At 41.9% G+C, this 15,356-nt stretch carries 11 protein-coding genes; 7 read left to right on the top strand and 4 right to left on the bottom strand.

What is annotated here, in order from left to right:
* Positions 1 to 16: 16 nt before the first annotated feature.
* From menH to AACW90_RS08020, 3 genes are read right to left on the bottom strand one after another with little or no spacing between them, the layout of a single operon-like run.
* A complete protein-coding gene (menH, locus tag AACW90_RS08030) occupies positions 17 to 811 on the bottom strand; it encodes a 2-succinyl-6-hydroxy-2,4-cyclohexadiene-1-carboxylate synthase (RefSeq protein ID WP_390233015.1) in 795 nt (264 codons plus the stop codon).
* Entirely contained in the window at positions 798 to 2,525 is a 1,728-nt protein-coding gene (menD, locus tag AACW90_RS08025; RefSeq protein WP_390233013.1) for a 2-succinyl-5-enolpyruvyl-6-hydroxy-3-cyclohexene-1-carboxylic-acid synthase, read from the bottom strand. Before menD ends, menH begins: the two co-directional genes overlap by 14 nt.
* Entirely contained in the window at positions 2,522 to 3,829 is a 1,308-nt protein-coding gene (locus AACW90_RS08020; RefSeq protein WP_390233539.1) for an isochorismate synthase, read from the bottom strand. The genes menD and AACW90_RS08020 overlap by 4 nt, the downstream gene beginning before the upstream one ends.
* Positions 3,830 to 4,050: 221 nt before the next feature.
* On the opposite strand from AACW90_RS08020, the gene AACW90_RS08015 reads away from it, so the two are divergent.
* The 3 genes from AACW90_RS08015 (at position 4,051) to AACW90_RS08005 (ending at position 7,138) form a co-directional block, all read left to right on the top strand.
* Positions 4,051 to 5,265: a pyridoxal phosphate-dependent aminotransferase gene (locus AACW90_RS08015; protein ID WP_390233011.1), complete on the top strand. Its 1,215-nt coding sequence runs from the start codon at positions 4,051 to 4,053 to the stop codon at positions 5,263 to 5,265.
* A 161-nt stretch (positions 5,266 to 5,426) separates the two neighbouring features.
* On the top strand, positions 5,427 to 6,026 hold the full coding sequence (yfbR, locus tag AACW90_RS08010) for a 5'-deoxynucleotidase (protein WP_195702626.1): 600 nt from the start codon (positions 5,427 to 5,429) through the stop codon (positions 6,024 to 6,026).
* A 146-nt stretch (positions 6,027 to 6,172) separates the two neighbouring features.
* Positions 6,173 to 7,138: a transposase gene (locus AACW90_RS08005; RefSeq protein ID WP_390233009.1), complete on the top strand. Its 966-nt coding sequence runs from the start codon at positions 6,173 to 6,175 to the stop codon at positions 7,136 to 7,138.
* Between the two features lie 242 nt (positions 7,139 to 7,380).
* Here the strand turns inward: AACW90_RS08005 and AACW90_RS08000 are convergent, their stop codons facing one another.
* A complete protein-coding gene (locus AACW90_RS08000; protein ID WP_390233537.1) occupies positions 7,381 to 9,867 on the bottom strand; it encodes a molybdopterin oxidoreductase family protein in 2,487 nt (828 codons plus the stop codon).
* Positions 9,868 to 10,276: 409 nt separating this feature from the next.
* On the opposite strand from AACW90_RS08000, the gene cobA reads away from it, so the two are divergent.
* From cobA to AACW90_RS07980, 4 genes are all read left to right on the top strand, one after another.
* Positions 10,277 to 11,089, top strand: a complete 813-nt coding sequence (gene cobA, locus AACW90_RS07995; protein ID WP_390233008.1) for a uroporphyrinogen-III C-methyltransferase — start codon at positions 10,277 to 10,279, stop codon at positions 11,087 to 11,089.
* Positions 11,090 to 11,146: 57 nt separating this feature from the next.
* Positions 11,147 to 13,687 carry a nitrite reductase large subunit NirB gene (gene nirB, locus AACW90_RS07990; protein WP_390233006.1) on the top strand — a complete coding sequence of 847 codons (2,541 nt, stop codon included), beginning with the start codon at positions 11,147 to 11,149 and terminating at the stop codon, positions 13,685 to 13,687.
* A 45-nt stretch (positions 13,688 to 13,732) separates the two neighbouring features.
* A complete protein-coding gene (gene nirD, locus AACW90_RS07985; protein ID WP_390233004.1) occupies positions 13,733 to 14,071 on the top strand; it encodes a nitrite reductase small subunit NirD in 339 nt (112 codons plus the stop codon).
* 252 nt (positions 14,072 to 14,323) lie between these two features.
* Positions 14,324 to 15,226 (top strand): LysR family transcriptional regulator, encoded by a 903-nt coding sequence (locus AACW90_RS07980; protein ID WP_390233002.1) that lies wholly within the window; start codon positions 14,324 to 14,326, stop codon positions 15,224 to 15,226.
* Positions 15,227 to 15,356: the final 130 nt, after the last annotated feature.

Genomic DNA, 15,356 nt, shown 5'->3' with positions numbered 1-15,356 from the left:
TATTTTGTTGATCTTGCTAAAGCGTCTGCTCTAGCTGTATAAGTTTGGTTCGAATTAACTGTGCAAATTCTTCAGGTTGTTCCTTATGAACATTATGCCCTGCCTCTTTTATTGAAGTAAAAGATAGCTTACTTTGCTTGGCTAATTCAAAAAACTTCATGTCTTTTTCACCACATATGTAGTGAACAGGCTTACCAATGCGCACTATTTTATCCAACAGGTAAGGTTGATTGCCTAGGGACGTAGTAACTAACATTTCTGCAATCGCGCTCCCTTTATTGTGCGCTCTTCTCGCTATCAGTTCATCTCTTTGCTCGCGATTTAGAGAACTAAATACCGCTTGCTGGTACCAATCGCTTAAAACTTGTTCAATTGGTTCACACTTAAACCTTTCTGCCCAGCGCCTATCATTAATCCGACGTTGTTGCCGTTCATTCTCATCAATAAGTCCAAAATTACCTCCTTCGAGAAAATAACCAACGATATTTAGCCCATCAAAAGTGCCATTGGCTAATCCAAACATGGCCAGTCTTGCCCCTAAAGAGTAACCAACAATGATAATGGACCTATTTGATCCTACTTGAGACAAAATTGTGTTAAATATTAACTGGCAAGTATGAGAAAAACTGACAGGATGCCTATTGCAACTATAACCATGGCAAGGAAGGTCTACCGCCAAACACGGGTATTGATCAAGGCGATTAATCACCTCCTGCCAATCACTCCCATTGCCAAGTAAACCATGCAGAAAAACCAAAACAGGTTGCTCGCTATTGGTGCTCGGCTCTTGAAATTGGCTAATGTGCAGCATGGATTCTTTGTATTAAATTTTTAATATCATCAGAGGCTTGTCCTGAAGGTGTACGCATCTCAATGAGCAATGCGCCTTTACCTGAGTCAAGGTGTTCCGTTGCTACACCAATCAGCTCATTCATATTATCTGGATCGAGATATTTAAGGCCAAACTGTTTGGCTGCGTATTTGAATCGATAGCCATGAGGCATTTGGTATAATGCCGTTTTCTTTTCCTGTGGCACCGGCAAGAGATCAAATATAGCGCCACCATCGTTATTGGTCACCAAAATAATAATTGGCTCTATTGTATGGCTAAATAATGAAAGTGAGTTGAGGTCATAAAGCAGTGAGGTGTCGCCCAATAACGCCAGCATCGCTTCTTTATTGATTCGCTGAACTCCTGCCGCCGTGGCTACCAATCCATCGATACCCGATGCACCTCGGTTAGTATAGGCTCGGTTTCCAAGCAGAGCGGTGACCATATCCAACAACCTTACAACTAAGCTGTTACCAATAAATAAATCTTTCTTACCTACTATTTTAGGAATCGCGATAGCAACACCCAACTCAGAAAATTCATCACATTCAAGCGCTAGATTTTTTGCTTGTGAGGCGCACAACTTCAACTCATCTGCCCACGATTTATGACGGCTGATTAACGGTAACTTAAGCAACAACTGTTCATTCACCCACGCGACAATGCAAGAGCAGATATGTGTTTGGGGTAAATGGTCAGGATTTGATCGAGTTTCTTCATTATCGATCAGATAATATTTAGCAGCATAATGAGTACACTGCTTCTTAATAAATTCGTTTAACGTTTTGGATACTAACCTAGACCCAAACTGCAGAATAAGATCGCATTGTTCAAGCTTGGTTTTACCATTCGTTGTTCGTAACCAGAGATCATAATGCTGCCATTCACTCGATAAACCTGATTGAGGGTCGCACAATACTGGCCAACCTAAGGCAATAGCTAATGCCTTTGCTTTCTCTGCATCGGCAACATCAACATTACCGATTACGACTAAGCCCTTGTGCGTTTGCAGTGAAATCATATCATTGATATCACGACCATCCCTTCGAATCTGTCGAGTGTAAGGCGTATCCTTGCTTTTCCAAGCATCTACACTCAGTAAATAGTCATCGTAAATAGACTTGCCTACATCAGAATACAAAGGCTCTGGAAATGGGCAATTGATGTGAACTGCACCACCGGTGCGCTTCTGCTGATGCATCAGATTATCGACAGATGAGAGCAACCAAGTAATCGGTATGTTTTCAGTTGGACTTGGCAAATTAAGGCTGCCATTTACATGACTCGAGTAGATACCAACCTGATTTATCGCTTGGTTAGCACCACAATCGATCAACTCTGGTGGTCGATCAGCGGTTAATACCACCAGCTTCTCACCCGTGAGCTTAGCTTCTGCAATAGCTGGCAATAGATTCGCGACAGCCGTGCCTGAAGTGACGATGATAGCGACAGGAGACAGACTTGCTTTTGCCATACCTAAAGCAAGAAAACCTAAACCACGTTCGTCAAAATGAGTATGAATGGTGAGTTCTGGGTTGCTATCGGCTTCTAAGGTAAGCGGAGTAGAACGGGAGCCGGGGGCGATACAAACATGATGTACACCTAGTCTAACCAGCTCTTCTAACATCACTTCAGACCATATACGATTAAGCACGGCCTGATCTGTTTGGCGACTTAACGTATTTTGACTCATAGAGCGACTCCCACAGGTTTATTTTCTTCCAATAAACTCAACAAGGTTGCCATTTTTTTGTCGAGTTCTAACCACTCCACATCGGCTTGAGAACCTTTAACAATGCCAGCCCCAGAAAACAGATGCAGTTCATCACCACTGACCAGTGCACTTCTTATCGCGACACAAAATTCTGCCTTTTGGTGGCTGATATACCCCATAGAGCCGCTGTACCATCCACGAGAAAAAGGTTCATTCTCTTGAATGTAGTTAATCGCCTCTTCCCTTGGTAATCCAGCAACGGCCGCTGTTGGTTGTAATGCTGCGAGCAACTGCACACCATTTATTCCTTTTTTAAGGTGGGCATGGATCTCACGTTTTAAGTGCTGCACCTTTCTAAGGCGTATCAACTTTGCATTATTTTGCAACTCTATATCATCCGTGAATGGTGTTAACCTATCCACAATATCATCCACAACATATTGGTTTTCTACAATGTTTTTCTTGTCATGCGTCAGCCAGTTAGCAAACTCCAGATCTTGTTGAGCATTGTCGCCACGTCCAATAGTCCCTGCTAATGCTTCCGTTTCTAGCTCCTGTCCGTTGCGGCTATATAGCCTTTCAGGAGTGGAGCCGATAAAAGCTTGCTTGTCATTTAATGCGAATAAGAAATGAAAACTGTTTTTATTCTGTGCCCAACTTGATTTTAGTAGCTGCGCTGCAGAAATAAACCTATCGAGTTTAATAAGGCTTTTTCTCGCTAAAACAACTTTTTTAAATTGGTTCCGCTCAATCCTTTCTAAAACGTCTTCGATCTGACAACGCCATTTTTGCTCGCAAGGAACATGAACGATAGATTGGATTTGTGACGAGATAGGTAATAATGGCGTTACCTCAGCAGATAACATCGTTAACGCAGCGATAATCGCATCTTTATCATCCGCTAAATTCACGCAAAGCGACCAGTTGTCATCAAATCTAACCAGTTCAATTTGTGGGAGAAAGAAATACGCCGAAAGACCGCTACCGTCTTTTTCTGGTAGGTTGTCAAAAGACTTTCCACCCCAGATACGCTGATTCTCGCCCAAAATTGTATAGGCTGGTGCAGGCTCAGAAAAAGTGTGCACTTTTCCTAGTGCAACAACCTCTTCACGGGTATCGCGTGACTGCCAGTAAAATTTAGGAAAATGAGGCTGAACCTCAAGCCAATCAATACATGCTGCACTTGGTGCGCACGTCAAAGGTTGAGCAATTCTTATGTCTTGCTCTTTAGCGTTGGCGACCTGATTAACAAGTTCATCGATGGCTTGACTAAAATGAGACAAATCTACCTCTAAGTGTTTCATAGCAATATCTAATATTATGCACCGCACTCTATTTGCTGACTAGCTCCAAATCAAGTTAGATCCTCACTTTTGAGTGAGTCGTAAAGGAATATAGCCCAAAAGGAGTAACATCCTGTTAATTCATAACAGATTTTTATACTATGGAACGACAAAGTGGTGTAATTTGATAAAGTAAAATAAGAATTAAAGGGAATAGAACCATGTATAATATCGGGATGTCATCAAAACTCGATAATGTCTGCTACGACATTAGAGGACCAGTGCTCAAACATGCTAAACGCATGGAAGAAGAAGGTCATAATATTCTAAAGCTTAATATTGGAAATCCCGCCCCGTTTGGATTTGATGCCCCCGACGAAATTCTTGTTGATGTGATTCGCAACTTACCGACTTCCCAAGGTTACACCGATTCGAAAGGTATCTACTCCGCTCGTAAAGCCGTAGTGCAACATTATCAACGCCGCGGTATTCACAGCTTAGACGTAGAAGATGTCTATATTGGCAACGGTGTTTCAGAACTTATCGTTATGTCTTTGCAGGCGTTACTGAATAACGGTGATGAGCTTTTAGTACCCGCTCCAGATTACCCATTGTGGACAGCAGGTGTATCGCTTTCAGGCGGAACACCGGTTCACTACATATGCGATGAAGAATCTGATTGGTACCCTGATCTTGATGATATCAAAAAGAAAATCAACAAAAAGACACGCGGAATTGTTCTTATTAACCCAAATAACCCAACGGGTGCTGTCTATAGCCGAGATTTTTTACTCGAAGTGATAGAAATCGCTCGTCAAAACAATCTGATCATCTTTGCTGACGAGATCTACGATAAAGTCCTTTACGATGGAGCTACACATACCACCATGGCGAGCCTAGCCGATGATGTTTTAATGGTGACCTTCAACGGCTTATCTAAAGCCTATCGCGTATGCGGATTCCGTAGTGGCTGGATGTTCTTAACCGGTCCAAAACATCTCGCTAAAAGCTATATTGATGGTCTAGACATGCTCGCATCTATGCGTCTGTGTGCCAACGTGCCAATGCAGCACGCCATCCAGACAGCGTTAGGTGGTTACCAGAGTATTAATGAATTAATACTACCCGGTGGACGTTTACTAGAGCAAAGAGATAAAGCCTTCGATCTTATTACTCAAATACCGGGAATCACCTGTGTCAAACCAAAGGGCGCAATGTATCTGTTCCCTAAAATTGATACCAAAATGTACAACATTAAAGATGACCAAAAAATGGTTCTCGATTTCTTGGTCCAAGAAAAAGTACTCTTGGTACAAGGCACTGGCTTTAACTGGCCTAAGCCGGATCACTTTAGAATCGTCACCTTACCGCACGTCGAAGACTTAGAAATAGCCATTGGTCGATTTGAACGATTTTTAACTACCTATAGCCAATAAAAATATTTATGATTGAAGGCTCCTTATTGGGAGCCTTTTTCGTTTTAACTCAATTAAACGAGATATCTTTGGAACAGGACACACACCTGATTAGGATAAACATTGATACAAATATTAGAATGGAACACACACTAATTCTGTAACGGTTAAGGGAATCATCAATGAAACCACAGCAAAGTACATTCATGGCATGGGTAACTCGTATGCCTTTAATAAAACGCTGGGCATTAATGCACTGTTTTCAGGAAGAAAACGTCTCTGAACATTGCCATCAAGTATCGGTTATTGCCCATTTGTTGGTCGTCATCAAAAACAAACGTTATGGAGGAAACTTAAGTCCAGAGAAAGCGGCGGTGGTCGCTATTTATCATGAAATTTCAGAAACAAAACTTCAGGACATCAACTCCAAAACCAAATACCATAATCCGGAATTTACTGCTGCTTTCAAAAAGCTCGAAGATATTGCAGAACAAGAATGCCTAGAAACCTTACCCGAAGACCTACGTGACGAATTCTCTGATCTTCTTATCCAAAAAAATGTAGATGTTGAATACAAGGCGATTGTTAAAGCCGCCGATATCCTCTCTGCCTACATTAAAACCATGAATGAACTTAGATTTCATAATGACGAATTTTTACACGTAAAAGAAGGCCTTGACCCTCGTATAGAGCAACTTATTGAAACCATGCCCGAAGTAAAAGACTTTATGGATATATTTTGTGATAGCTGCACAACAACTTTGGATAAGATATCGGGTTAATTTTCATCAAGGACATACACCACAAGAACTATTAAAGAATGATGCTTTGATCTATCTGTGGCATTAATGTACCAAACACCTGAATAGTATCTTTAATTCGCATAATGTTTAACTTCAATTGTAATTTATTATATCTGGAGTTAATTATGACCACGGCCAGAAATCAACTCGTTTGCTTAGAATCAACTCAATATTATCATTGTGTATCACGCTGTGTACGGCGCTCTTTTCTTTGTGGCGAAGACTCAATATCGGGGAAAAGTTATGAGCATCGTAGAGGATGGATCGAAGAAAAAATCAAGACACTGGCATCGATATACTGTATTGATATTTGCGCTTATGCTGTGATGAGCAACCACTACCATCTAGTTTTGCATGTAGACGAAAATGAAGCCAAAACTCTTACTATGCATAAAGTGGTAGAACGTTGGTCCAAAGAACACAAACTCCCACCATTGATATTGAAATGGCAGCAAAATCAGCTGTTAAGTAAAGCAGAGAGCGAGATCTGTGAAAATATCATAGGAACTTGGCGTACTAGGTTATGCAATTTGAGTTGGTTCATGAAAGAGCTAAATTTTGATATCGCCTGTAGAGCCAATGAAGAAGACCATTGCAAAGGTCACTTTTGGGAAAGTCGATTTAAGAGTCAAGCTCTAATGGATGAGCAAGCTCTTATTGCGGCTATGGCTTATGTTGACCTAAACCCAATCAGAGCAGGAGTAAATAAGACGCTAGAAACGTCCGAATACACATCCATTAAGACGAGGTTAGAGGCATTAAATAATCAACAGGAAAAGGCTCTGGGGTTATCTGTTTTCATAGGCAACCCAAACAACGAAATGCTCAAAGGTATCCCGTTTAGACTTATAGATTATATAGAGTTAGTCGATTGGAGTGCAAGACAGCTTAGAGAAGATAAAGCAACGATTTCCGCAACACTACCCCCGATACTTAAACGACTTAATCTAACCCAGACTAATTGGTTGAGAGCTTGTACCAGTATTGAAAATAAACGAGTCACATTGGTTGGAAGTTATTCAGGTCTTAGAAAACATAATCACCTGAACAAACGAAAACGCACATGCGCTTTACAACTAGATATCAATTGATACAGCGCGCTAATCACACCACTACCACAACGCTTAATTCCTATGTAACCTAACTCGTCCAAAAAACCTTCATTTTTACTTGTTTTAACAAATAACGACAATACGTGCTGTTAGCCAGCTAAAACAAACTCAAATTAATGCTGCTACATGTTTGTACATATGATAAACGTGTAGGTTTTCTGCGGTGTATGTCCTTAAGAAAAAGGTATGGTCTGCGGTGTATGTCCTTGAGGGAAATGCCTTTACGCACTCTTTTTCCCTAGAAAAGCTAATTCAGCTTCTGTATCGAATGGGTTGTTAAAATCCGATACTAGATTGTTTATGTGCCACTCTTTTATATCCGCTTGAATCAGGACCAATTGGGATAACCCATATTGGCTAGTAGTAGCAAATTTATGTTGTGTACCAACAATGCCCGTCTCAACGCTTAGCGTTCTCCCACCGACATCAATTAATTTTTCTTTTAAACACTGGGAGAGCTCATAAACAGAAAGTGAAGACTCTATTCTGTACAGGTATCCCCCTTCAATTTTTTGCCTCGACCAATAATCAAGTTCATTAAAGTCGGTTGGCTGCTTTGAAGCGAATACCGCTCCGCTTTGGTATTCGCAACCGCAAATCGTAACGGGTGTATGTTTGAATTCAGGTTGGCCTGAAAAAGAATCAGTATGAGGTGAGATGAGGTCGCACGGTTTGCTATTTTTTGCGGTAATGCTATTCCAATGAATGGGAATGAAAAGATGTTGTAACGCCATATCGTCCGTAACTTCAACCTTAACCTGGCACTCTCCTACGGAGTTAGATACCTTAGCTAACTGTCCATTTTTGACACGAAATTCCGCCGCGGTAGTTGGATGAACCAACACATAGGGTTCTGGTCGATACTCGGACAATCGCGCGGATAGACCTGTTCGAGTCATCGTATGCCATTGATCTCTCGAACGTCCACTGTTCAACAGCAATGGAAATGCTCTACTGGTACTACTTTTTGGGAAAGCATGTTGAACCGGAATGAACCTCGCACGTTTATCAGCGGTAAAAAACTGAGCATTGGAAAAAAAACGTTGGTCAACAATCTCTGTCTGAAGCGTTTTTACTGGCCATTGTTGTGGTGCAAGACGGCTATAGCCTTCATCATCCAATTGGGTTAGTCCAATCAGGTCAAGATCTCGCTGACCAGCTCTATTTCCCTGCGTAGTTAGCTGAGCATGTTCACGAAACACTTCTCCCTCATGGCGATAATTGAACGCCTCTTGAAAGCCCATTTTCTGCCCTACTTGGCTTATTATCCACCAATCTGGTTTTGCCATACCAGGGCTTGGCAATAGTCGACGTTGACGAGATATCCGTCGTTCCGAATTGGTGACTGTCCCCGATTTTTCACTCCAACCTTGGGCGGGTAAAACCAGATCGGCAAGCCTTGTGGTTTCCGTGTCGGCAATACAGTCGGAGACGACGACAAACGGGCAGGTTTCTAATGCTAGTTTGATTTTTTCACTATCGGGTAGGCTAACAACAGGATTGGTTGCCATTATCCATACGGCCTTAATTTTTCCTTCTGCCATCGCGTCAAACATATCCACTGCTTTTAGTCCCGGTGTGGTTGCTAACGCGTCGGTTTGCCAGAACTGTTTTACCGTAGCGAGATGTTCTGGATTCTCAAACTCCATATGTGCGGCGAGAGTATTGGCTAACGCCCCTACTTCCCTACCCCCCATAGCATTCGGCTGCCCAGTCACTGAGAAAGGACCACTACCTACTTTACCTATTTTACCGGTAGCAAGGTGACAATTAATAATACTGTTTACCTTATCTGAGCCAAAACTCGATTGATTTACGCCTTGGGAATAGACAGTGACGACTTTTTTAGAGAGCGCAAACTGCCGATAAAAAGAGTCTAATTCCTCTCGTGTTAAACCGGTAGTCCGTTCGATATTTGTCTCTAATTTAGCCAACTCAAGTGCTTGAAAAAAACCGTTAGTGTGAGTATTAATAAAGGCAGAATCGAGGTGATCATGTTCGGATAAAAAACGGAGTAGACCATTAAAAAGAGCGACATCTGAGCCTGATTTAACCGCCAAATGTGCATCCGAAATCGAACATGTGTCCGTTTTTCGCGGATCGACCACAACAATTTTTAGCGATGGGTTGTTCTGTTTTGCTACTCTCAAACGTTGAAATAAAACCGGATGACACCACGATAAATTTGATCCAACAATCACTACAAGTTCTGATTTTTCGAGATCGTCATAACAGACAGGTACAGTATCCGATCCAAATGCTCGTTTGTGACCCACTACTGAAGAGGCCATACAAAGACGTGAGTTACTATCTATATTCCCTGTCCCCATAAATCCTTTTACAAGCTTATTGGCAACGTAATAATCTTCAGTAAGTAATTGTCCTGATACATAGAAAGCGACAGAATCCGGGCCATACGTTTCAATTGCCTGTGCAAATTTAGCCGCTACCAGAGATGTAGCCGTATCCCAATCCAATGACTTTCCACCTTCAACACTATTATCAATCGGAGTTAGTAAGCGACCATCTTGTATTACCGTGTCTCCAAGTGCGATACCTTTTGTGCAGAGTTTCCCGAAGTTAGCGGGGTGAGCTTTATCTCCGCGAACTTCCAATTCCCCAGATAATTTTGGTCGAGCTTCGATACCACAACCGACCCCACAATACGCACAAGTAGATTTAATCCAACCGTCATTAACCTGAGTCATCATCGCCCCTAACCTTAATAAAATTACTTACTATTAGTCATTACGTAGCAACATACGAACCAACTACACATATCGCGTTATTTTAAATTTTTTATTCTATATTATTAATAAGTTATACCAAACAATACCTCTAAAGTAGTAGTCCTATTTTTGTAATAGCAATACACTTTTCAGTATCTTTTGCACTACTACACAGCCTTTTGCACCATAACGAATCAATTCATAGAAAAAAAACAGATAACACGTCTATCAAATCAGACATGACAACTGAACTAATTGTTAATAACTATTTGTTTAATATGAATTAAAAATATTTATTAACAATTCCGCATCATTCGGGCACCCATATTGCAGTGGGCTATTCACAAGGTTCTAAGTTATGTATGAATTTAATGTGGGAGTCAGGATAATGAATAGACATTGCTCAAAAATAGGCACGGTAACACTCGTTGGAGCTGGCCCAGGCGACCCTGATTTGTTGACGGTAAAAGCCGCACGAGCGATTGAGCAAGCGGAGCTGATCATTTTCGACAATCTCGTCAGCGAAGCTATTCGGGCAACATTTCCTCAGCATGCTGAAACCCTTTATGTCGGAAAAGCGAAAGGTCTGCACAGCGCAACTCAAAACGACATAAACCAGCTTTTAGTCGAGCACGCTTTACAAGGTAAAAACATATGTCGCATTAAAGGTGGCGACTCATTTATCTTCGGCAGAGGTGGCGAAGAGATGCTACTACTTACTCAAAAAGGTATCCAAGTCAACGTGATACCCGGTATTACCGCCGCCTCAGGATGTGCTACTTACGCAAACATCCCCTTAACTCACCGTGGATTAGCACAAGGTTGTACATTCATTACCGCCCATGCCGACAAGCAACTTGATTTAAATTGGTCTGCATTAGCAAAACTCAATCAAACACTCGTTATTTATATGGGCTTAAGCAAATCCAGACTGATAAGCAACCGGCTGATTGAAGGAGGGTTACCAAGCAATACCCCTGCGGCCTTTATTGAGAATGGTTGCACTCCTAAGCAGCGAGTCTTTACTGGCGAACTTGGTGAGCTTGAGCAAATGATGCAGAACAATCAAATCCAATCACCGGCCTTGATTATCATCGGGAAAGTGGTCTCTATAAGCCAGCAAATACAATGGCTAGAACAGCGAACAGAACGGGTTATTGATGAAGATAACTCTGAAGAAAATTTAAAACTATCCGCGTAGTTTACAACATCGCAATAACGGTAAGTATTTAGTAATTTTTGAATCAGGAATGTAATTATGAGCAAGCAAAGAATTATCGTTGTAGGCAACGGAATGGTTGGCCACAAATTTATCGATACCCTCATTCAATCTGAGCGAAGAGACGTTGAGATCATCACTTTTTCCCAGGAGTCTCGCCTTGCATACGATCGAGTACAACTGACTTCCTATCTAACGGGTAAAACAGCACAAGATCTTGCGATGACAGACGAGTCTTATTACCAAGAAAACGGTGTCAGCTATGTCGTCAATGAAAAAGTGACCAAACTGAATACCGTTGATAAACAGGTTATTACTGCCAGTGGTCGCATTGAAGCTTACGACAAACTTGTCTTAGCAACAGGCTCTTACCCTTTTGTACCGCCTATTCCGGGTAATGACCAAGAGCACTGCTTTGTATACCGAACTATTGAAGACCTCGATGCTATAGAGCTATCAAGCAAGCAGAGTAAAATTGGTGTGGTTATTGGTGGTGGCCTACTTGGTCTTGAAGCGGCCAATGCGATTAAAAATCTCGGACTAGAAACACACGTTGTCGAATTTGCCCCAAGGTTGATGGCCATGCAACTTGACGATGGCGGCGGTGCGCTACTTCGCCGCAAGATCGAAGATATGGGTGTCATTGTTCATACTGAGAAAGCAACCACTGAGATTGTCGACGGTGAAACGGCTCGTTATCGTATGAATTTCGTCGATGGTACGCATGTAGAAACCGACATGATTGTTTTCTCCGCGGGTATTCGCCCACAAGATGAGCTCGCAAGAAGCGCTGACATAGACATAGGAGAACGTGGTGGAATCACGATCAACAATTTTTGCCAAACTAACTTAGAAGATGTCTACGCCATTGGTGAATGTGCACTTTGGCAAAATCAAATTTTTGGTCTGGTCGCCCCGGGTTACCAAATGGCCAAAGTCGCCGCGAATCATTTATTGGCAGAAGGTGGCCAAACTTCTCCGTTTCTTGGGGCAGATATGAGCACCAAGTTGAAATTGCTTGGTGTTGATGTGGCTAGTATCGGTGACGTACACGGTAAGACAGAAGGTGCACAATCTTTTACTTATAACGACGAAATAGAGCAAGTGTATAAACGCCTAATCATTTCAGAAGATGGGACAAAAATCGTTGGGGCCGTATTAGTGGGAGACGCCAATGCCTATGGCACTCTATTACAAATAAAACAAAACGACATGTCATTACCTTCAAATCCTTCTGTGTTGATTTTACCTAATGTTATTGATGATGGGTCACCGGCTATGGGTATCAATGCATTACCGGATACCGCGGTTATTTGTTCCTGCTTTGATGTCACCAAAGGCGATATCAAAGCAGCGGTGTCTTCTGGTTGCGTGACCATGGCCCAGCTTAAAGAAAGCACCAATGCATCAACGGGTTGTGGGGGTTGTGCGACACTGGCTAAGCAGGTCTTAGATAGTGAATTGGCTCAATTGGGTGTGGTCGTAAACAACAACCTTTGTGAACACTTCGCCTACTCTCGTCAGGAATTAAGCGATATTGTTCGAATTAACAAAATAAAAACATTTGACGCACTACTTGAAAGCCATGGTGGTGGTTTAGGTTGTGCTATCTGCAAACCAACAGTCGGTTCAATCCTTGCCTCTTTTTGGAACGACTATGTACTTGAAAATCGTCACATGGAGCTCCAAGACACGAACGATATTTACCTCGGTAACATGCAGAAAGATGGCACGTATTCTGTTGTGCCTCGTATCGCTGGCGGAGAAATCACACCGGATGGGTTAATAGTAATTGGCGAAGTTGCCAAAGAGTTTGACCTGTATACAAAAGTGACCGGAGGTCAACGTATCGACTTATTTGGTGCACAATTGAACGACCTACCTGCCATATGGACGAAACTGGTTGATGCTGGATTTGAAACTGGACACGCCTATGGAAAGTCTCTTCGAACGGTTAAATCTTGCGTTGGCAACACGTGGTGTCGTTACGGAGTCAAAGATAGCGTTGGCTTCGCTATTGACTTAGAAAACCGCTACAAGGGATTGCGCGCACCACACAAAATCAAGTTTGGGGTTTCTGGTTGTACTCGAGAGTGTGCAGAAGCTCAATCAAAAGATATCGGTATTATTGCGACAGAGAATGGTTGGAACCTTTATGTATGTGGTAATGGCGGCATGCGTCCACGCCATGCAGACTTGTTCGCAACAGACCTCGACGACAGTACACTAATTAAATATATCGACCGAGTATTGATGTTCTATATCCGTACAGCCGACCGTCTGCAACGCACATCCGTTTGGTTAGAAAACCTTGAAGGTGGTATCGGCTACCTCAAACAAGTGGTTATCGAAGACAAAATCGGTGTGTGTGATGAGCTTGAAAAAGAGATGGCCTATAGCGTTGCAAACTACCAGTGTGAATGGAAAACCACCTTAGCATCGCCACAAAAACTTAAACGATTCAGCCATTTTATTAATAGTGATCAACGAGACGAGAACCTTCAATTTGTTTCTTTACGTGCGCAGCGATTCCCAAAACCTGTCGTTGAACAAAAAATAGAGATAGTGGAAGTGGAATAACAACCATCATGCTAAGAAAGAATCCAAAATGTAAGGAATTGAGATATGAGTAACTGGAAATCTATTTGCAAAGAACAAGATCTCCCGCCAAATGTTGGTAGCTGCGCACTAGTAGACGATAAACACGTCGCAATTTTTAATTGCAAACGTACCAATAAGCTTTACGCAATAGCCAACTATGACCCAATTGGCAAAGCATCTATTTTATCCCGAGGCATTATTGGCTCGATTGAAGGCCAACCTTATGTCGCATCGCCATTGTATAAACAACATTTTCACCTAGTAACCGGAGAATGCCTAGAAGCGCCCGAATATCAACTTGAAACCTACCCAGTTCGATCCGTAAATGGCGAGATACAGGTTCAATTGCCGGGTTGTGTATAATTAATACCCATCTGTAAAATTAACTGACCCTTGATATGGTTGCCATGGTAGCGACATCAATGGGCAAAGAGGTTCGACATTGAGGCGTGATTTTTTTGTGCTTCAATGTCGACTGTCAGGCTACCTTCTCTTTAACAAGACACTTTTAACTCTCAATATTTCCTCTCGCCAGAGACTTTCTGTTGATATATAGCGCCAATACTGAAAAACTATTTCCTCATGGCAACAATACTCTTCAAGGTTATCTTCCTTATGCTTAATAACGTGAATCTTTCAGATATTCGATCTTTCGTGCTCATTGCTCAATTAGGTAATTTCACTAAGGCTGCAGAAGCACTGCAAGTCTCTCGATCACATGTATCACGACAAATTAGCGCACTAGAAGCTAAAATTGGCGTGAGCTTACTGACTAGAACGACCAGAACCCTGCGCTTAACTCAGGCTGGTGAAGCCTTTTTCGCACAATGTGAAGGAGCACTGAATGAAATTGACCAGGCGCTGATTGCTGCGGTTGATGATACCAATGATGTACGAGGGCTGATCCGAGTTAACTGCGTTGGCGGATACATTGGTGAAGAAATCATTGCACCCTACATTAGTGAATTCATGGCGTTGTATCCTGAGATCAATATACATCTTGATTTTAGTAGCCATCGAATTGACTTAATCGAAGACCAATTTGATATCGCTTTTCGTATGGGACAATTAGAAAATGCAGGGTTCGTAGCAAGAAAGCTCATGAATATCAATATGGTAACTTTAGCCAGTCCTAAATATGTACAAAATCATGGCTTACCTTTGCACCCCAAAGATCTTAACCAGCATAAATGTTTAACGGGTTCAGTGAAAAAATGGCGTTTTCTATCGTTAGATGATTCAACCCAACACTATGAGGTCACTATCGACGGCAATTTGTTGTGCAAAAATGGCAAAGTGTTGATAACAGGCGCACTACACAATAACGGGATTATTCGAGTGCCTGAAATGTATTGTAAGCATTCCATTGAGTCCGGTGAATTAGTCGAGATATTCCCCAATTGGAAGGTTCCAAATTCGCCTTTTTCTGCCATTTTCCATAAAGACAAATATCAACCCAAAAGACTTAGGGCCTTAATTGATTTTGTGTTAACAAAGTTTGAACACGATCATCACTAAAACGCCATCATCGTTCTTTGCCTAACCGACAAAAAATTGTTGCACACATGCAACAGTCTTTAAACCTACGCCCTATATATCAACAGTACCAAATGGCCTAATATAAGCCCATCACAACGAGGAACTTGTT

It is taken from the genome of Vibrio frigidus (assembly GCF_042465995.1).
In the GTDB taxonomy this organism is placed as follows: Bacteria; Pseudomonadota; Gammaproteobacteria; order Enterobacterales; family Vibrionaceae; genus Vibrio.
This window is presented reverse-complemented; position numbering and strand designations above follow the sequence as displayed.

Coding starts and splice junctions, on each gene's coding strand:
- menH (WP_390233015.1), bottom strand. CDS start 811: ATGCTGCACATTAGCCAATTTCAAGAGCCGAGCACCAATAGCGAGCAA.
- menD (WP_390233013.1), bottom strand. CDS start 2,525: ATGAGTCAAAATACGTTAAGTCGCCAAACAGATCAGGCCGTGCTTAAT.
- AACW90_RS08015 (WP_390233011.1), top strand. CDS start 4,051: ATGTATAATATCGGGATGTCATCAAAACTCGATAATGTCTGCTACGAC.
- yfbR (WP_195702626.1), top strand. CDS start 5,427: ATGAAACCACAGCAAAGTACATTCATGGCATGGGTAACTCGTATGCCT.
- AACW90_RS08005 (WP_390233009.1), top strand. CDS start 6,173: ATGACCACGGCCAGAAATCAACTCGTTTGCTTAGAATCAACTCAATAT.
- AACW90_RS08000 (WP_390233537.1), bottom strand. CDS start 9,867: ATGACTCAGGTTAATGACGGTTGGATTAAATCTACTTGTGCGTATTGT.
- cobA (WP_390233008.1), top strand. CDS start 10,277: ATGAATAGACATTGCTCAAAAATAGGCACGGTAACACTCGTTGGAGCT.
- nirB (WP_390233006.1), top strand. CDS start 11,147: ATGAGCAAGCAAAGAATTATCGTTGTAGGCAACGGAATGGTTGGCCAC.
- nirD (WP_390233004.1), top strand. CDS start 13,733: ATGAGTAACTGGAAATCTATTTGCAAAGAACAAGATCTCCCGCCAAAT.
- AACW90_RS07980 (WP_390233002.1), top strand. CDS start 14,324: ATGCTTAATAACGTGAATCTTTCAGATATTCGATCTTTCGTGCTCATT.